This is a genomic window from Streptomyces sp. NPDC058308, from assembly GCF_042880275.1.
Classification (GTDB): domain Bacteria; phylum Actinomycetota; class Actinomycetes; order Streptomycetales; family Streptomycetaceae; genus Streptomyces.
In genome coordinates this window covers 123286-136638 of record NZ_JBHVZA010000006.1, presented here as the reverse complement: position 1 = coordinate 136638, position 13353 = coordinate 123286, and the positions used below count along the sequence as shown (strand labels likewise).

General features: G+C 71.2%; 11 protein-coding genes. 7 read left to right on the top strand and 4 right to left on the bottom strand.

The genetic code is table 11. The annotated features are described in order from the left end of the window. Window positions 1-2: 2 nt before the first annotated feature. The 5 genes from ACFVYL_RS10945 to ACFVYL_RS10925 are packed head-to-tail and all read left to right on the top strand — an operon-like array spanning window position 3 to window position 6613. Window positions 3-1646 (top strand): ABC transporter substrate-binding protein, encoded by a 1644-nt coding sequence (locus ACFVYL_RS10945; protein ID WP_389714517.1) that lies wholly within the window; start codon window positions 3-5, stop codon window positions 1644-1646. A gap of 28 nt (window positions 1647-1674) precedes the next feature. After that, a complete protein-coding gene (locus tag ACFVYL_RS10940) occupies window positions 1675-2634 on the top strand; it encodes an ABC transporter permease (protein ID WP_389714516.1) in 960 nt (319 codons plus the stop codon). Beyond that, window positions 2634-4640 (top strand): dipeptide/oligopeptide/nickel ABC transporter permease/ATP-binding protein, encoded by a 2007-nt coding sequence (locus tag ACFVYL_RS10935; protein WP_389714515.1) that lies wholly within the window; start codon window positions 2634-2636, stop codon window positions 4638-4640. Before ACFVYL_RS10940 ends, ACFVYL_RS10935 begins: the two co-directional genes overlap by 1 nt. A gap of 6 nt (window positions 4641-4646) precedes the next feature. Continuing rightward, window positions 4647-5699, top strand: coding sequence for an oligopeptide/dipeptide ABC transporter ATP-binding protein (locus ACFVYL_RS10930; protein WP_389714514.1), 1053 nt, complete (start codon window positions 4647-4649; stop codon window positions 5697-5699). Beyond that, window positions 5678-6613: a dihydrodipicolinate synthase family protein gene (locus tag ACFVYL_RS10925; RefSeq protein ID WP_389714513.1), complete on the top strand. Its 936-nt coding sequence runs from the start codon at window positions 5678-5680 to the stop codon at window positions 6611-6613. Before ACFVYL_RS10930 ends, ACFVYL_RS10925 begins: the two co-directional genes overlap by 22 nt. A gap of 244 nt (window positions 6614-6857) precedes the next feature. Here ACFVYL_RS10925 and ACFVYL_RS10920 read toward each other — a convergent pair whose 3' ends face one another. From ACFVYL_RS10920 to leuA, 4 genes are all read right to left on the bottom strand, one after another. Next, window positions 6858-7535: a response regulator gene (locus tag ACFVYL_RS10920; protein WP_389714511.1), complete on the bottom strand. Its 678-nt coding sequence runs from the start codon at window positions 7533-7535 to the stop codon at window positions 6858-6860. A 67-nt stretch (window positions 7536-7602) separates the two neighbouring features. Further along, the gene (locus ACFVYL_RS10915; RefSeq protein ID WP_389714509.1) at window positions 7603-8853 is read right to left on the bottom strand and encodes a sensor histidine kinase; all 1251 of its coding nucleotides are present in this window, start codon (window positions 8851-8853) and stop codon (window positions 7603-7605) included. 150 nt (window positions 8854-9003) lie between these two features. After that, on the bottom strand, window positions 9004-9735 hold the full coding sequence (locus tag ACFVYL_RS10910; RefSeq protein ID WP_389714700.1) for a TerB family tellurite resistance protein: 732 nt from the start codon (window positions 9733-9735) through the stop codon (window positions 9004-9006). Window positions 9736-9905: 170 nt separating this feature from the next. Continuing rightward, complete coding sequence (gene leuA / locus ACFVYL_RS10905) at window positions 9906-11627, bottom strand: 2-isopropylmalate synthase (protein ID WP_389714508.1); 1722 nt, start codon at window positions 11625-11627, stop codon at window positions 9906-9908. 327 nt (window positions 11628-11954) lie between these two features. Between leuA and ACFVYL_RS10900 the strand changes: the two genes are divergently transcribed. Both ACFVYL_RS10900 and ACFVYL_RS10895 read left to right on the top strand, forming a co-directional pair. After that, a complete protein-coding gene (locus ACFVYL_RS10900; RefSeq protein ID WP_389714506.1) occupies window positions 11955-13034 on the top strand; it encodes a M4 family metallopeptidase in 1080 nt (359 codons plus the stop codon). Window positions 13035-13077: 43 nt separating this feature from the next. Further along, complete coding sequence (locus ACFVYL_RS10895) at window positions 13078-13344, top strand: protealysin inhibitor emfourin (RefSeq protein WP_389714504.1); 267 nt, start codon at window positions 13078-13080, stop codon at window positions 13342-13344. Window positions 13345-13353: the final 9 nt, after the last annotated feature.

The following is a 13353-nucleotide window of genomic DNA, read 5'->3' as shown; positions in this document are numbered from 1 at the left end:
CAGTGACCGATCCGACCTCTCGTACGGCGCCCCGCCTGATCGCGCCGGACCGCCGCTCCTTCCTCAGGTACACCGGCGCCCTGGGCGCCGCCACCGTCGTCACGTCCACGCTCTCCGCCTGCTCCTCGGGGCCCGAGTCCACCAACGAGACCGGGGGCGGCGGCCAGGGCGGCGACTCGACGCTCACGGCCGTCATCGGCTACGGCAACGACGGCAGCTGGGACCCGACGCAGACCGCGTCGGCCTTCGCGATGGCCGGCAACGAGCACATCTACGAGGGGCTCCTCGGGACCGATCCGATCACCCGGGAGCCGTACGCCGCACTCGCCACCGAACTCCCCGCCGATCCGAAGGCGACGACGTGGAAGTTCACCCTGCGCCCGGGGGCCACCTGGCACGACGGCAAGCCCGTCACCGCCGACGACGTGGTCTTCGTCTTCGACCGCATCCTCGACCCGAAGACCCAGACCCTCGCCAAGGGCTTCTTCGCGAGCTGGCTCAAGGAGGTCAGGAAGACCGGCGCGACCTCCGTCGAGCTGATCCTGAAGTTCCCCTTCCCCGACGGGGCCGCCCGCCTCTCGCTCGCCAAGATCATGCCGAAGCACGTGTTCGGGAAACCCGGCGCCTGGGACGAGGCGACCAAGGGGAAGGCGGTGGGCTCGGGACCGTACAAGCAGGTCTCGCACCACCCGAAGTCGAACACGACCTTCGAGGCCTTCGACGACTACAACGGCCCGCGCAAGGCGGCCTTCAAGAAGATGAACTGGCTGACCATCGTGGACGCCGCGCCGCGCGTCGCGAAGATCTCCGGGGGCAGCGCCGACGCGGAGATCGCCGACAACATCCCGTACGCCAACATCGAGCAGCTCAAGAGGGGCGGGATGAGCGTCGAGGGCGGCGCGGGGATGAACAACCTCTTCCTGCTCTTCAACACCGCGCACAAGCCGTTCGACGACGTCCGCGTCCGGCAGGCCCTGCACTACGCCATAGACCGCGACAAGATGATCGAGGCCGCCCTGCGCGGCCACGGCAAGGCGTCGACCTCCTTCCTCAACGAGGCCAACCCCTCCTACCGGCCCGCGAGAACCGTGTACGGATACGACCTGGCGAAGGCGCGGAAGCTCCTGAAGGAGGCCGGGGTCGGCAAGCTGAGCGTCAACCTCATGGCCGTCAACGTGAGCTGGATCGTCGACTGCCTGCCGACCATCAAGGACGGCTGGGAGAAGCTCGGCGTCGAGGTCACCCTCGACCCCCAGGAGACCACCGCGGTCTTCACCAAACTGGACCAGAAGAAGGACTTCCAGATCGTCGCGGCCGCCTCCAACCCCAACCAGTTCGGGCTCGACGCCGACCTGATCATGCATTACAACTACGGCCCCGAGAACCTGTGGATGGGCTACGCGCGCTGGGCGGAGAACTCCGTCGCGAAGAAGCTCTTCAAGGACATGGACCGGGCCACCCGCGAGCCCGAGGCCGGCCGCAAGAAGGCCATGGTCCAGGAGTACCTCGACGTCATCGCGGAACAAGCCGTGCTCTACCCGGTGGTCCACAACGAACTCATGACCGCCTGGGACCCGAAGAAAATCACCGGAGTCAGGGCCCAGCCCTATCCGGGGATCAATCTGACGCAGGCCAAGTGGGCCTGACTCCCGGACAGTTCAGGAGTCCCGTGCCGTGACCGCAGTCCTCAGAATCCTGGCCCGCCGCATCGCCCTGCTCGTTCCGCTGCTGCTCGGCATCGTCCTCTTCGTCTTCCTCGTGATGCGCTTCTCCGACGTCGACCCGGCGTCCGCGTTCTTCCAGGGCGCCAACCCGACGCCCGAGCAGCTGCGGCAGTTCCGCGAGGAGAACGGGCTCCTCGACCCGCTGCCCGTACGCTACTTCGCCTTCGTCGGCGATCTCCTCCATGGCGACATGGGCATCAGCGTCCTCAACCGCTCCCCCGTCGTCGACCAGGTCACCACCGCCCTGCCGCTCACCATGCAGCTCACCTTCCTGGGCCTCGGCATCGCCGTGGTGCTCTCCCTCACCCTCGGCGTCACCGCCGCCATCCACCGCGACCGGCTGCCGGACCAGTTGATCCGCGTCGTCTCCCTGACGGGGGTCGCGGCGCCCGGCTTCTGGCTCGCACTGCTGATGATCCAGTACCTGGCGGTGGACCTCGGCTGGTTCCCGACCGGCGGCTACATCAACCCCGCCGACTCCTTCACCGGCTGGCTCAGAACCATGACGCTGCCCGCCCTCGCGCTCTCCCTGCCGGTGGCGGCGGGCCTCACCCGCATCATCCGCACGGCCGTGGTCGAGGAGCTCGACAAGGACTACGTGCGCACCGCGATCGGCTGCGGTCTGCCGCCGGTGGTGGTCGTGGGCCGCAACGTTCTGCGCAACGCCCTCATCAATCCGCTCACCGTGCTCGGGCTGCGCGTCGGCTACCTGCTCGGCGGCGCGGTGGTCATCGAGACGATCTTCTCGCTGCCCGGCATGGGCAAGCTGATGATCGACGCCGTGAAGAACGGCGACCCGGCCGTCGTGCAGGGGGTCGTCATCACGACCGCCGTCGGCTTCGTCGTCGTGAACCTCGTCATCGACATCCTCCATCTCCTTGTCAACCCGCGCCTGAGGGGATCGATCTGATGCTCGCTCCCCGCAGGACACTGACCGAGCGCCTCTCCGTGCCCGGCATCCGGCTGCGCTCCCTGCGCAAGCTCCCCGCGCTCTCCCGGGTCGCGGTCGGCGTCGTCGCACTCGTCGTCCTGGTGGCGCTCCTCGCCCCGCTCCTGACCCCGCACGACCCGCTCGACCAGCAGCCCCAGACCGACGGCACAGGACACCCCTCCGCCGGCCACTGGATGGGCCAGGACAGCCTGGGCCGCGACATCCTCAGCCGGCTGATGTACGGGGCGCGCTGGTCGCTGGCGATCGGGCTCGGCGCCACCCTGCTCGCCCTCGTCGTCGGCGCCGTGATCGGCGCGGTCGCCGCGACCTCCCGCAAGGCCGTCGACGAGACGCTGATGCGCTGCCTGGACGTCGTCATGGCCTTCCCCGGGATCGCCCTGGCCGCCGTGCTCGTCGCGGTCTTCGGCGGCGGCATCCTCGTACTGATCTGCGCCATCGCCTTCCTGTTCACACCGCCCATCGCCCGCGTCGTACGGGCCAACGTGCTCGACCAGTACGGCGAGGACTACGTGGTCGCCGAACGCGTCATCGGCGCCCGCACCCCGCACATCCTGATCCGCCACGTCGCCGTGAACTGCGCCGCGCCCATCCTCGTCTTCTGCACGGTGCAGGTCGCCGAGGCCATCGTCTTCGAGGCGTCGCTCTCCTTCATCGGCGCGGGGGTGCGGCCGCCCGACCCGTCCTGGGGCAGCGTCATCGCCGACGGCAAGAACATGGTCCTGATCGGCGGCTGGTGGGCGACGGTCTTCCCAGGACTCCTCATGCTGCTCACGGTCCTCGCCCTGAACATCCTCTCCGAGGGCGTGTCGGACGCGTGGGCGGCGCCCTCCAGCCGGGACACCGCGGGGGCGGCCCGTACGGAGGACCGCCTGGAGGCCCCCGAGCCCGGCAGCGGCCAGGTCCTCGAACTTCCCGGCCTCACGGAGGCGGCCCACCGGCTCCGCACCCGCGCCCGCCCCCTGCCCGCCGGCGCCCCGGTCCTCTCCGTCGACCGCCTCACCGTCTCCTTCCCCCGGCGGCACGGGGGCGTGGACATCGTCGACGGGATCAGCTTCGACGTGCGGCCCGGTGAAGTCCTCGGCCTGGTAGGCGAGTCGGGCTGCGGCAAGTCGCTGACCGCGCTGACGGTGATGGGTCTGGAACCCGAGGGCGCCGAGGTCGGCGGCCGCGTCACCTTCGACGGGCAGGAGCTCGTCGGCCTGCCGATGCGCGCCCGGCGCCGCCTGCTCGGCCACGACATGGCGATGATCTACCAGGACGCCCTGTCCTCCCTGAACCCCGCCATGACGGTCCGCTCCCAGCTGAAGCAGGTCGTACGGAGAGGTGGCCGCCGCTCGGCGGCCGAACTCCTCGAACTGGTCGGCCTCGACCCGGCGCGCACCCTGCGCAGCTACCCGCACGAACTCTCCGGCGGCCAGCGCCAGCGCGTCCTGATCGCGATGGCCCTCTCCCGCGACCCGAAGCTGATCGTCGCCGACGAGCCGACCACCGCGCTCGACGTCACCGTGCAGGCACAGATCATCCAACTCCTCCTCGGGCTGCGCGAGGAGCTCGGCTTCGCGCTGATCCTCGTCTCGCACGACCTGGCGCTCGTCGCCGACGTCACCGACCGGGTGGTGGTGATGTACGGCGGCCAGATCGTCGAGACGGGTGTGACGGCCGACCTGGTGGAATCCCCCGCGCACCACTACACACGGGGCCTGCTCGGCTCGGTCCTCTCCCTGGAATCGGCGGCCCAGCGCCTCACCCAGATCAAGGGCGTAGTGCCGTCCCCCGCGGACTTCCCCGCGGGCTGCCGCTTCGCGGACCGCTGCCCCCTGGCGGACGGGACGTGCCGGACGACGGCACCGGAGCTCACGGGCGCACCCGAGCACTCCATCGCCTGCCACCACCCGGCGGACGCGCCCCGCAGGGGCGCCGTCAGGGGCGCGGGGAACTGCGCGCCCAGCCACGACGGAGAGTGAGCCGAAATGACCACGCCCATCGTGCAGTTGGACGAGGTGCACGTAGTACACAGGGCCCGCTCGGGAGGCCTCTTCTCCCGGGACCACGTGTACGCCCTCACCGACGCCACCCTCAAGGTCGCCCCCGGCGAAACCGTCGGCATCGTCGGCGAGTCGGGCTGCGGCAAGTCCACCCTGGCGAAGGTCCTCGTGGGCGCCCAGCGCCCCACCGGCGGCACCGTCTCGTTCCGCGCCCGCGACCTGTGGGCGATGAAGCCCGCCGAGCGCCGGACCTCCATCGGCACCCACACCGGAATGATCTTCCAGGACCCCTCGACCGCCCTGAACCGCAGGCTTCCGGTCAGCCGGATACTGCGGGACCCCCTGGACGTGCACCGCCGCGGCACCCCGGCACAACGCGAAGCACGCGTAAGGGAGTTGATGTCACTGGTCGGCCTGCCGAAGGCCCTGGCCGACGGGTTGCCGGGGCAGCTCTCCGGCGGGCAGCGCCAGCGCGTCGCCATCGCCCGCGCCCTCGCGCTCGAACCGGACCTGATCGTCGCCGACGAGCCGACGAGCGCCCTCGACGTGTCGGTGCGCGCCCAGATCCTCAACCTCCTGCTCGACCTGAAGGAACGCCTGGGCCTCGCCCTGGTGTTCGTCTCCCACGACATCCAGACCGTACGCAGGATGAGCGACCGCGTCGTCACGATGTACCTCGGCCGGATCGTCGAGGAGGCACCGGCCCGGGAGATCCTGGACCGCGCCCGCCACCCGTACACCCGCGCCCTGTTCTCCGCCACGCCCGGCCTGCTCGACCCCATCGACCCGATCCCGCTGGCCGGTCCCGTGCCGTCGGCGACCCGGCCGCCGAGCGGCTGCCCGTTCCGCACCCGCTGCTGGAAGGCGGACGAGGTGTGCGCCACCGCCATGCCGGAGGCCCGGCCCGCGGGCGCGGGGCACCTGTTCCGCTGCTTTCACCCCGTGGACGAGGGAGAGTCGACCCACGACCTCGTCACCCAGGCCGCCGCCACGGCCCCCACCCCCAGGGAGCAGCCATGCCCGTACCCGCCCCGCTGACCGGTGTCGTCCCGCCCGTCTGCACCCCGCTGACGCCGGACCGCGAGGTGGACACGCCCTCGCTCGTCAGGCTCGTCGACCATCTGGTCGCGGGCGGCGTCGACGGCCTCTTCGTACTCGGCTCGACCTCCGAGACCGCCTACCTGACGGACCGGCAGCGCGCCGTCGTCGTCGACACGGTCGTCCGTCACGTGGCCGGTCAACTGCCCGTCCTGGCCGGGGCCATCGACATGACCACGCCCCGCGTCCTGGACCACGTGCACGCCCTCGCCGGTGCGGGCGTGGACGCGGCCGTGGTCACCGCGCCCTTCTACACGCGGACCCATCCGGCCGAGGTGGACCGCCACTTCCGGCTGATCGCGCGGGACTGCCCGGTGCCGGTCCTCGCGTACGACATTCCGGCGTCGGTGCACAGCAAGCTGGGCGCGGAGCTGATCCTCCGCCTGGCCGAGGAGGGCGTGCTCGCGGGCCTGAAGGACTCCAGCGGCGACGAGGGCGCCTTCCGGGGCGTCGTCCTCGGCAAGCGGTCGGCGCCGGGGCTCGCGGGGTTCAGCGTGCTCTCGGGGTCCGAGGTGACAGCCGACTCGGCACTCGCGATGGGCGCGGACGGCATCGTGCCGGGCCTGGCAAACGTGGACCCCGAGGGGTACGCCCGTCTCTACCGCGCCTGCCTGGCGGGGGACCGGGCGGGGGCGCGGTCCGAACAGGAGCGGCTGTGCGGCCTGTTCGGGATGGTCACAGCCGGGGACCCCGCCCGGATGGGCGGGAGTTCCTCGGCGCTCGGCGCGTTCAAGGCGGCGCTGCACCTGCGCGGGGTGATCGCCTGCCCCGCCACGGCGGAGCCCCAGATCCCGCTGTCCCCCGCGGAGACGGAGCGGGTGGGCGGACACCTGGCGGCGGCGGGCCTGCTCTGACCCGAGCGCCCCTCAGAGCCTGTCTTTGAACCCCCGCCTGCGCCCCGACGCCCGGCACGCACGCTCGGCGCACGAAGCCCCAGGACAGGTGGCTCCGCCACATGACCTGGGGCTCCGCACACCGATCGCACGCTTCCCCAAGCTCTCGGCTCCGCTCGAGCAGGGGAGGCCCCAATCCGCCGCTGCGCCCGCGCTTCGCGCAGACGACGGGGGTTCAAAGACAGGCTCTCACGTCCCGGCCCGCTCAGGGCGCCGCCACCGAACCCGGAGCGACGAGCCCCGACTCGTAGGCCATGATGACGAGTTGGGCCCGGTCCCGGGCGCTCAGCTTGCCCATGATGCGGCTCACGTGGGTCTTCGCGGTCAGCGGACTCAGCCCGAGCGTGTCGGCGATCTCCTGGTTGTTCAGACCCCGCGCGACGAGCCGCAGGACCTGCCGCTCCCGCTCCGAAAGCCCCGCCGGGCCGCCCGTGACGGGCAGCCCGGCGTCCGGTGCCCGCAGCACCCGGGCGATGAGACGGGCCGTGGGACCGGGCGAGAGAAGCGCGTCACCGGCGGCCACCGTACGGATGGCGTCGAGGAGTTCGGCGGGCCTGGTGTCCTTGATCAGAAAGCCGGACGCGCCCGCCCGCAGCGCGTCGAGGACGTGCTCGTCCGTGTCGTACGTCGTCAGCATCAGGACCTTCACGCCCGCCAGGTCCTCGTCCGCCGCGAGCAGCCGCGTCGCCTCGATGCCGTCGAGGTCGGGCATGCGGATGTCCATCACGACGAGGTCCGCGCGCGCGGTGCGGGCCAGCTCGACCGCGGAGCGCCCCGTGCCCGCCTGCCCCACGACCTCCATGTCGGGCGCCGAGTCGACGAGCATGGCGAACGCCGCACGGACCAGCGTCTGGTCGTCGGCGAGCAGCACCCGGACGGTCATCGCGGCCCTCCCGGACGACGGGCCCTCACGGCCGGTCTCGCGAACAGCCCTTCCGGAGCGTGCACCGTCATGACAGACCTCCCAGGGACAGGGGCGCGAGGGGCAGCACCGCCGACACCATGAAACCCCCCTCGGGCCGCGGCCCCGCATCCAGGGTGCCGCCGACCGTACGGGCCCGCTCCCGCATCCCGAGAAGGCCGAACCCCGGTGCGTGGTCGGCCTCTTGAGGGGCGCCGCCGGTCCCGTCGTCGACCACCCGCACACACAGCGCCGCGTCCGCCGTGCCGACCGACACCCGCACGGTGATGCCGGGGCCCGCATGCCGCACGACGTTGGTGAGCGCCTCCTGCACGATGCGGTAGGCCGCCGCGCCCACGGCGGCGGGCGCCTCGCACTCCGCGACCGTGAGCTCCACCCGGGCGCCGGCCTTGCGGGCCGCGTCGGCGAGGTCGGGCAGACCGTCGAGGCCGGGCAGCGGCCCCCTGGCCTCGTCCTCCGTGCCGGACCTCAGCACCTGCAGGGTGGCGCGGAGTTCACCGCGGGCGCTGCGGCAGGTCTCGGCGACGTCGTCCAGCGCCTTGGCGACGGCCGCGCGGTCGAGCCGGTCCGGGTCGGCGGTCAGGACGTGCGCGGCGACGGACGTCTGGACGCCCACCAGGGTGATGCTGTGCGCGAGCAGGTCGTGCAGGTCGCGGGCGACCCGCAGCCGCTCCTCGGCGACGCGGCGGCGCGCCTCCTCCTCGCGGGTGCGCTCGGCGCGCTCGGCCCGCTCCACCACGGACGTGACGTACTGCCGGTGGATGCGTACGTACACGCCGATCAGCAGGAAGGCCACGATCCAGCCGGAGATGCGCAGCGACTCGGCGCCCTGTGCCATCCCCTCGTGGAACTTCAGGCCCAGCATGATGCCCATGACCCCGGCGCCGACGAGGACGGTGTTCCGGGGCCGGCACCGGGAGGCCACGGTGAACAGCGCGGCCATCGAGACCGCCATGGGGGCGGTGTGGTTGGCGTCCAGGGAGTGGTAGGTCAGCAGGATGACCATCAGGGTGGTCATGACGCGCATGGGCGCGCGGCGCCGCCAGACGATGACGACGTGCGCGGCGAGCAGCAGCGCCCAGCCGAGCACGCCGGGCGGGTCGCCGTTGTCCCGTACGACCTGCACGACCACGACGGAGCTCGTGGCCATCGCCACGGCGAACAGGGCGTCGGTGCGCAGCCGTTCGTCGGGGGCCGCCGGGCCGAGGACGCGCTCGACGAGGTTGCGGCGGGCGGCGGCGCCCGAGGCCGTGCTCCGGACCGCGACAGGTAATTCCACCACTCCATCTTCCGGCACGCGGGCGCCCCTCCGGGAGAGGACGGTACGTCGGTCCCGGGGGCGAGTCGGGGGCTACGGCCGGGGAGGCCGATGGCCGGAAATTACTCCTGCCGCAGTACCCAGGAAGCCAGTACCTCAGGAGGGCACACCTCAGGAAGGCGTCCGCGCCGTCGCGAGGAGGCGGGTCACGTCCTCCGAGCAGATCGTCAGCGCGCAGCCCGCTGTGGTGAGCACGTCCCGCTCGGCGGTCGTGTAGGGGCCGTCGGCGAGGGCGATGCGGGCGCCCTTGAGGAGCAGGGCCTCGCGGCCCGCGGGGGCGAGGTGCGGGGCCAGCGGGCCGAGTGCCTCGTGGAGTTCGATGGCGAGGCCGGGGGCGCAGTCGGGCTCGGTGGCACGCCCGGCGTCCGTGGCGAGCGCCTCGACGAGGGCGACGAGCTGTTCCTCGGTGCAGTCGTCGTACCCCGCGCCGTGCAGCGCGGCGACGGCCGTGTCCAGAGTGGTGCGCGAAGCGGTGCCGCCGGTGGTGAGGACCGTGAGGACGATGGTGTGCACGGCGTCGCGGAGCATCGCGGAGAGCCGGGTGGTGGTGGGGTGGTCGAGGACGTCGGGGTCGAACAGGTCCTGGCAGGCGGCGCACTGGATGACCGGGCCCCGGGAGCCACGCGGCACGACGGGCAGGCCGAGCAGGACGAAGCGGCGCCGTCCGGTGAGCCGCTGGTAGTTGCGGTCGCCGCCGCAGGCCGGACAGAAGAACTCGCCGTCACCGACCGTGTTCCAGGCGGTGTGCATGCCGATCACGCGTCTGCACAGCGCTCGCCCGCGCGAGACCGGCTTGGCGGGGATGCGGGTATTTTGGCCGTTCCGTCCCCGAGCTGGCAGCACCACGCACCTCCGTAACTCCCCGGCTGCATTGCCGTGTTGGCGTGATGTTAGCCACATCGGTGATGCGACGTCAGCACCTCGCACGGGAGAGCGAGCCCGATCTGGCCGGGAGACGACGCGGCCCCGCCCGCCGGAACGGCGGACGGGGCCGGTCGGAACCGTTCGGTGGACTAGCGCGCCGCGCGGTTGACCGCGGAGACGGCGGCCTTCAGGGAGGCGCGCGTGGTGTTCGCGTCGATGCCGATGCCCCAGAGCACCTTGTCGCCGATCGCGCACTCGATGTACGAGGCGGCCTGCGCGGACGCGCCCTCGCTCATCGTGTGCTCCTGGTAGTCGAGCAGCCGTACGTCGATGCCGATGCCCTGCAGCGCGTCGAAGAACGCGGAGATCGGGCCGTTGCCCGTACCGGTCAGGACGGTGTCCGCACCGTCCAGGGTGGCCTCGACGGTGAGGGTGTCGACGCCGTCGGTGTCGGTCGTCGTCTGGCCGTTCTTGACCTGAATCCGACCCCAGGGGTTCTCGGGGTTGGGCAGGTACTCGTCCTGGAAGACGCTCCAGATCGCGCCGGGCGTGACCTCGCCGCCCTCGGCGTCGGTCTTCTGCTGGATGATCTTCGAGAACTCGATCTGCATGCGGCGCGGCAGGTCCAGCTTGTGGTCGTTCTGCAGGACGTAGGCGATGCCGCCCTTGCCGGACTGCGAGTTGACGCGGATGACGGCCTCGTAGGAGCGGCCGACGTCCTTGGGGTCGATGGGCAGGTACGGCACGGCCCACTCGACGTCGTCGACGGTCTTGCCCGCGGCGGCGGCCCGGGACTCCAGCGCGTCGAAGCCCTTCTTGATGGCGTCCTGGTGGGAGCCGGAGAAGGCGGTGTAGACCAGGTCGCCCGCGTACGGGTGGCGGGGGTGGACCTCCATCTGCGTGCAGTACTCGTACACGCGGCGGACCTCGTCGATGTCCGAGAAGTCGATCTGCGGGTCGACGCCCTGGCTGAACAGGTTCATGCCCAGGGTGACCAGGTCGACGTTGCCGGTCCGCTCGCCCTGGCCGAACAGGCAGCCCTCGACGCGGTCGCCACCGGCCATGACGGCCAGCTCGGCGGCGGCGACGGCGGTGCCGCGGTCGTTGTGCGGGTGGATGGAGAGGCAGACGAACTCGCGCCGGGACAGGTTGCGGGACATCCACTCGAAGCGGTCCGCGTGGGTCGAGGGCGTCGAACGCTCCACCGTGGCGGGCAGGTTGAGGATGATCTCGCGCTCGGCGTCGGGCTGCCAGACGTCCATGACGCCCTCGCAGACCTCCAGCGCGAAGTCCAGCTCGGTGTCGGTGAAGATCTCCGGGCTGTACTGGTAGCCGAAGGTGGTCCGGTCGTCGAGCAGCTTCTCGGCGTACTCCACGACCAGGCGCGTGCCGTCGACGGCGATCTGCTTCACGGCGTCGCGCGAGCCGCGGAAGACGACGTCGCGCCAGACGGGGGCGGTCGCGTTGTACAGGTGGACGGTGGCCCGGCGGGCGCCCTTCAGGGACTCCACTGTGCGCTCGATGAGCTCCTCGCGGGCCTGGGTCAGGACGGAGATCGTCACGTCATCGGGGATCGCGTCCTCGTCCTCGATGATCGAGCGCACGAAGTCGAAGTCGGTCTGGCCCGATGAGGGGAAGCCGACCTCGATCTCCTTGTAGCCCATGCGTACGAGCAGGTCGAACATCGCGCGCTTGCGGGCCGGGGACATCGGGTCGATCAGCGCCTGGTTGCCGTCGCGCAGGTCGGTGGAGAGCCAGCGGGGGGCGACCGTGATCCGGTTGTCCGGCCAGGTGCGGTCGGGGATCGCGACCTGCTCGTACTGGCCGTACTTGTGGACCGGCATGGAAGTGGGGCGCTGGAAGTTCGGCATGGTGCGTGGGCTCCTCGGGAGGGTGTCCGCTGGATCCTCGCCGGAACTGGCTCTCCGGCGAAGGGACGGCCGACGGTCTTAGCGCAACACCGAACTCCGCGGGGAGGGGGTCGGCCTCGTCTACAGGCCCTCGCCGCGGCAGCTAAGAAGGAGCAGCCCGAATCGCATGATGTGCCGCAGCCTAGCCGAGACGCCCGTGACGCGCGGGCCCGTATCAGTATGCGGGATCGCCATCAGGTAACGGGTATGGCGTGATCAATACCTCTATTTCACTAATAACGGTTGCGGGTAGTGACAGCGGCATGACCCAGTGCCACATTGCACGCCATGACCGCGAACCCAGCAGGCTTCGAGCCTGTCTTCTGCACCATCGTGCCGCCCCACGTCCTGGACACCCTCGCCCAGAGCCAGGACCCCGCGCTCGCCGCGCCCGCCCGCCGCACCCTGCAGCGCGACGCGTTCGAGCGCACCCAGCGCCGCCTGACCACCGTCGTCGGCGCCCCGTCCGTCGCCGTGCCCAAGGAGGCCGCGGAGGGCAAGCCGCACCGCACGATCCACGACGCCAAGCACCGCACGGAGCTCCCGGGCCGCAAGGTCCGCAGCGAGGGCGACAAGCCCGGCAAGGACGCGACCGTCAACCGCGCGTACGCGGGCCTCGGCGCGACCTTCGAGCTCTACCAGAAGGCGTACGAGCGCAACTCCATCGACGGCAGCGGCCTGCCGCTGACCGCGACCGTGCACTACTCCGAGGAGTACAACAACGCCTTCTGGAACGGCGAGCAGATGGTGTTCGGCGACGGTGACGGCGAGATCTTCCTCGACTTCACCATTCCCGTGGACGTCATCGGCCACGAGCTCACCCACGGCGTCACGCAGTACACGGCGAACCTCACCTACTTCGGCCAGCCGGGCGCCCTGAACGAGTCGCTGTCGGACGTCTTCGGCTCGATGATCAAGCAGTACACGCTCGGCCAGACCTCCACCGACGCCGACTGGCTGATCGGCGCTGGCCTGCTCGCCCCGCGCGTCACCGGCAAGGCGCTGCGCTCCATGAAGGAGCCCGGCACCGCCTACGACGACGACGTGCTCGGCAAGGACCCGCAGCCCGCCGACATGGACCACTTCGTCAGGACGGGCCGCGACAACGGCGGCGTGCACATCAACTCCGGCATCCCCAACCGCGCGTTCTACCTGGTCGCCGACGCGCTGGGCGGGCACTCGTGGGAGCGGGCCGGCGAGATCTGGTACGCCGTCCTGACCGGCGGAGAGCTGGCGCAGGACGCCTCCTTCAGCGACTTCGCGAAGCTGACGGTGGCCGCCGCGCGCACCAAGTACGGCGACGGCGACGAGCTGAAGGCCGTCATCGACGCGTGGTCCACGGTGAAGGTGCCGGCCACCGACGGCTGACACCGCGCTACCGGCCGCCCATCCGGTGCAGTAGACAGGACCCATGCGTATCCAGGTGAAGCGGACCGGAGGATTCGCGGGCATCGACCGGCATGCCGAGGTGGACACCTCGCAGCTGGCCGATGCCCCGCAATGGCAGGCCCTGGCCGAACAGGCCCTGGCCGAGGGACGGGACGCCCCGCCCATCGGGGTGCCCGACGGCTTCAACTACCAGCTGACGGTGGACGGGCGGACCGTGTACTGCTCGGACCCGCGGCTGACGGAGCCGCAGCGGAAACTGATCTCGCGGGTACTGAAGGAGGGCGCGTAGCGGGACGGC

Excerpts from the sequence above, each read along its gene's own strand:
- ACFVYL_RS10930 (WP_389714514.1), top strand. The coding sequence starts at position 4,647 with ATGACCACGCCCATCGTGCAGTTGGACGAGGTGCACGTAGTACACAGG.
- ACFVYL_RS10935 (WP_389714515.1), top strand. The coding sequence starts at position 2,634 with ATGCTCGCTCCCCGCAGGACACTGACCGAGCGCCTCTCCGTGCCCGGC.
- ACFVYL_RS10920 (WP_389714511.1), bottom strand. The coding sequence starts at position 7,535 with ATGACCGTCCGGGTGCTGCTCGCCGACGACCAGACGCTGGTCCGTGCG.
- ACFVYL_RS10895 (WP_389714504.1), top strand. The coding sequence starts at position 13,078 with ATGCGTATCCAGGTGAAGCGGACCGGAGGATTCGCGGGCATCGACCGG.
- ACFVYL_RS10900 (WP_389714506.1), top strand. The coding sequence starts at position 11,955 with ATGACCGCGAACCCAGCAGGCTTCGAGCCTGTCTTCTGCACCATCGTG.
- ACFVYL_RS10925 (WP_389714513.1), top strand. The coding sequence starts at position 5,678 with ATGCCCGTACCCGCCCCGCTGACCGGTGTCGTCCCGCCCGTCTGCACC.
- leuA (WP_389714508.1), bottom strand. The coding sequence starts at position 11,627 with ATGCCGAACTTCCAGCGCCCCACTTCCATGCCGGTCCACAAGTACGGC.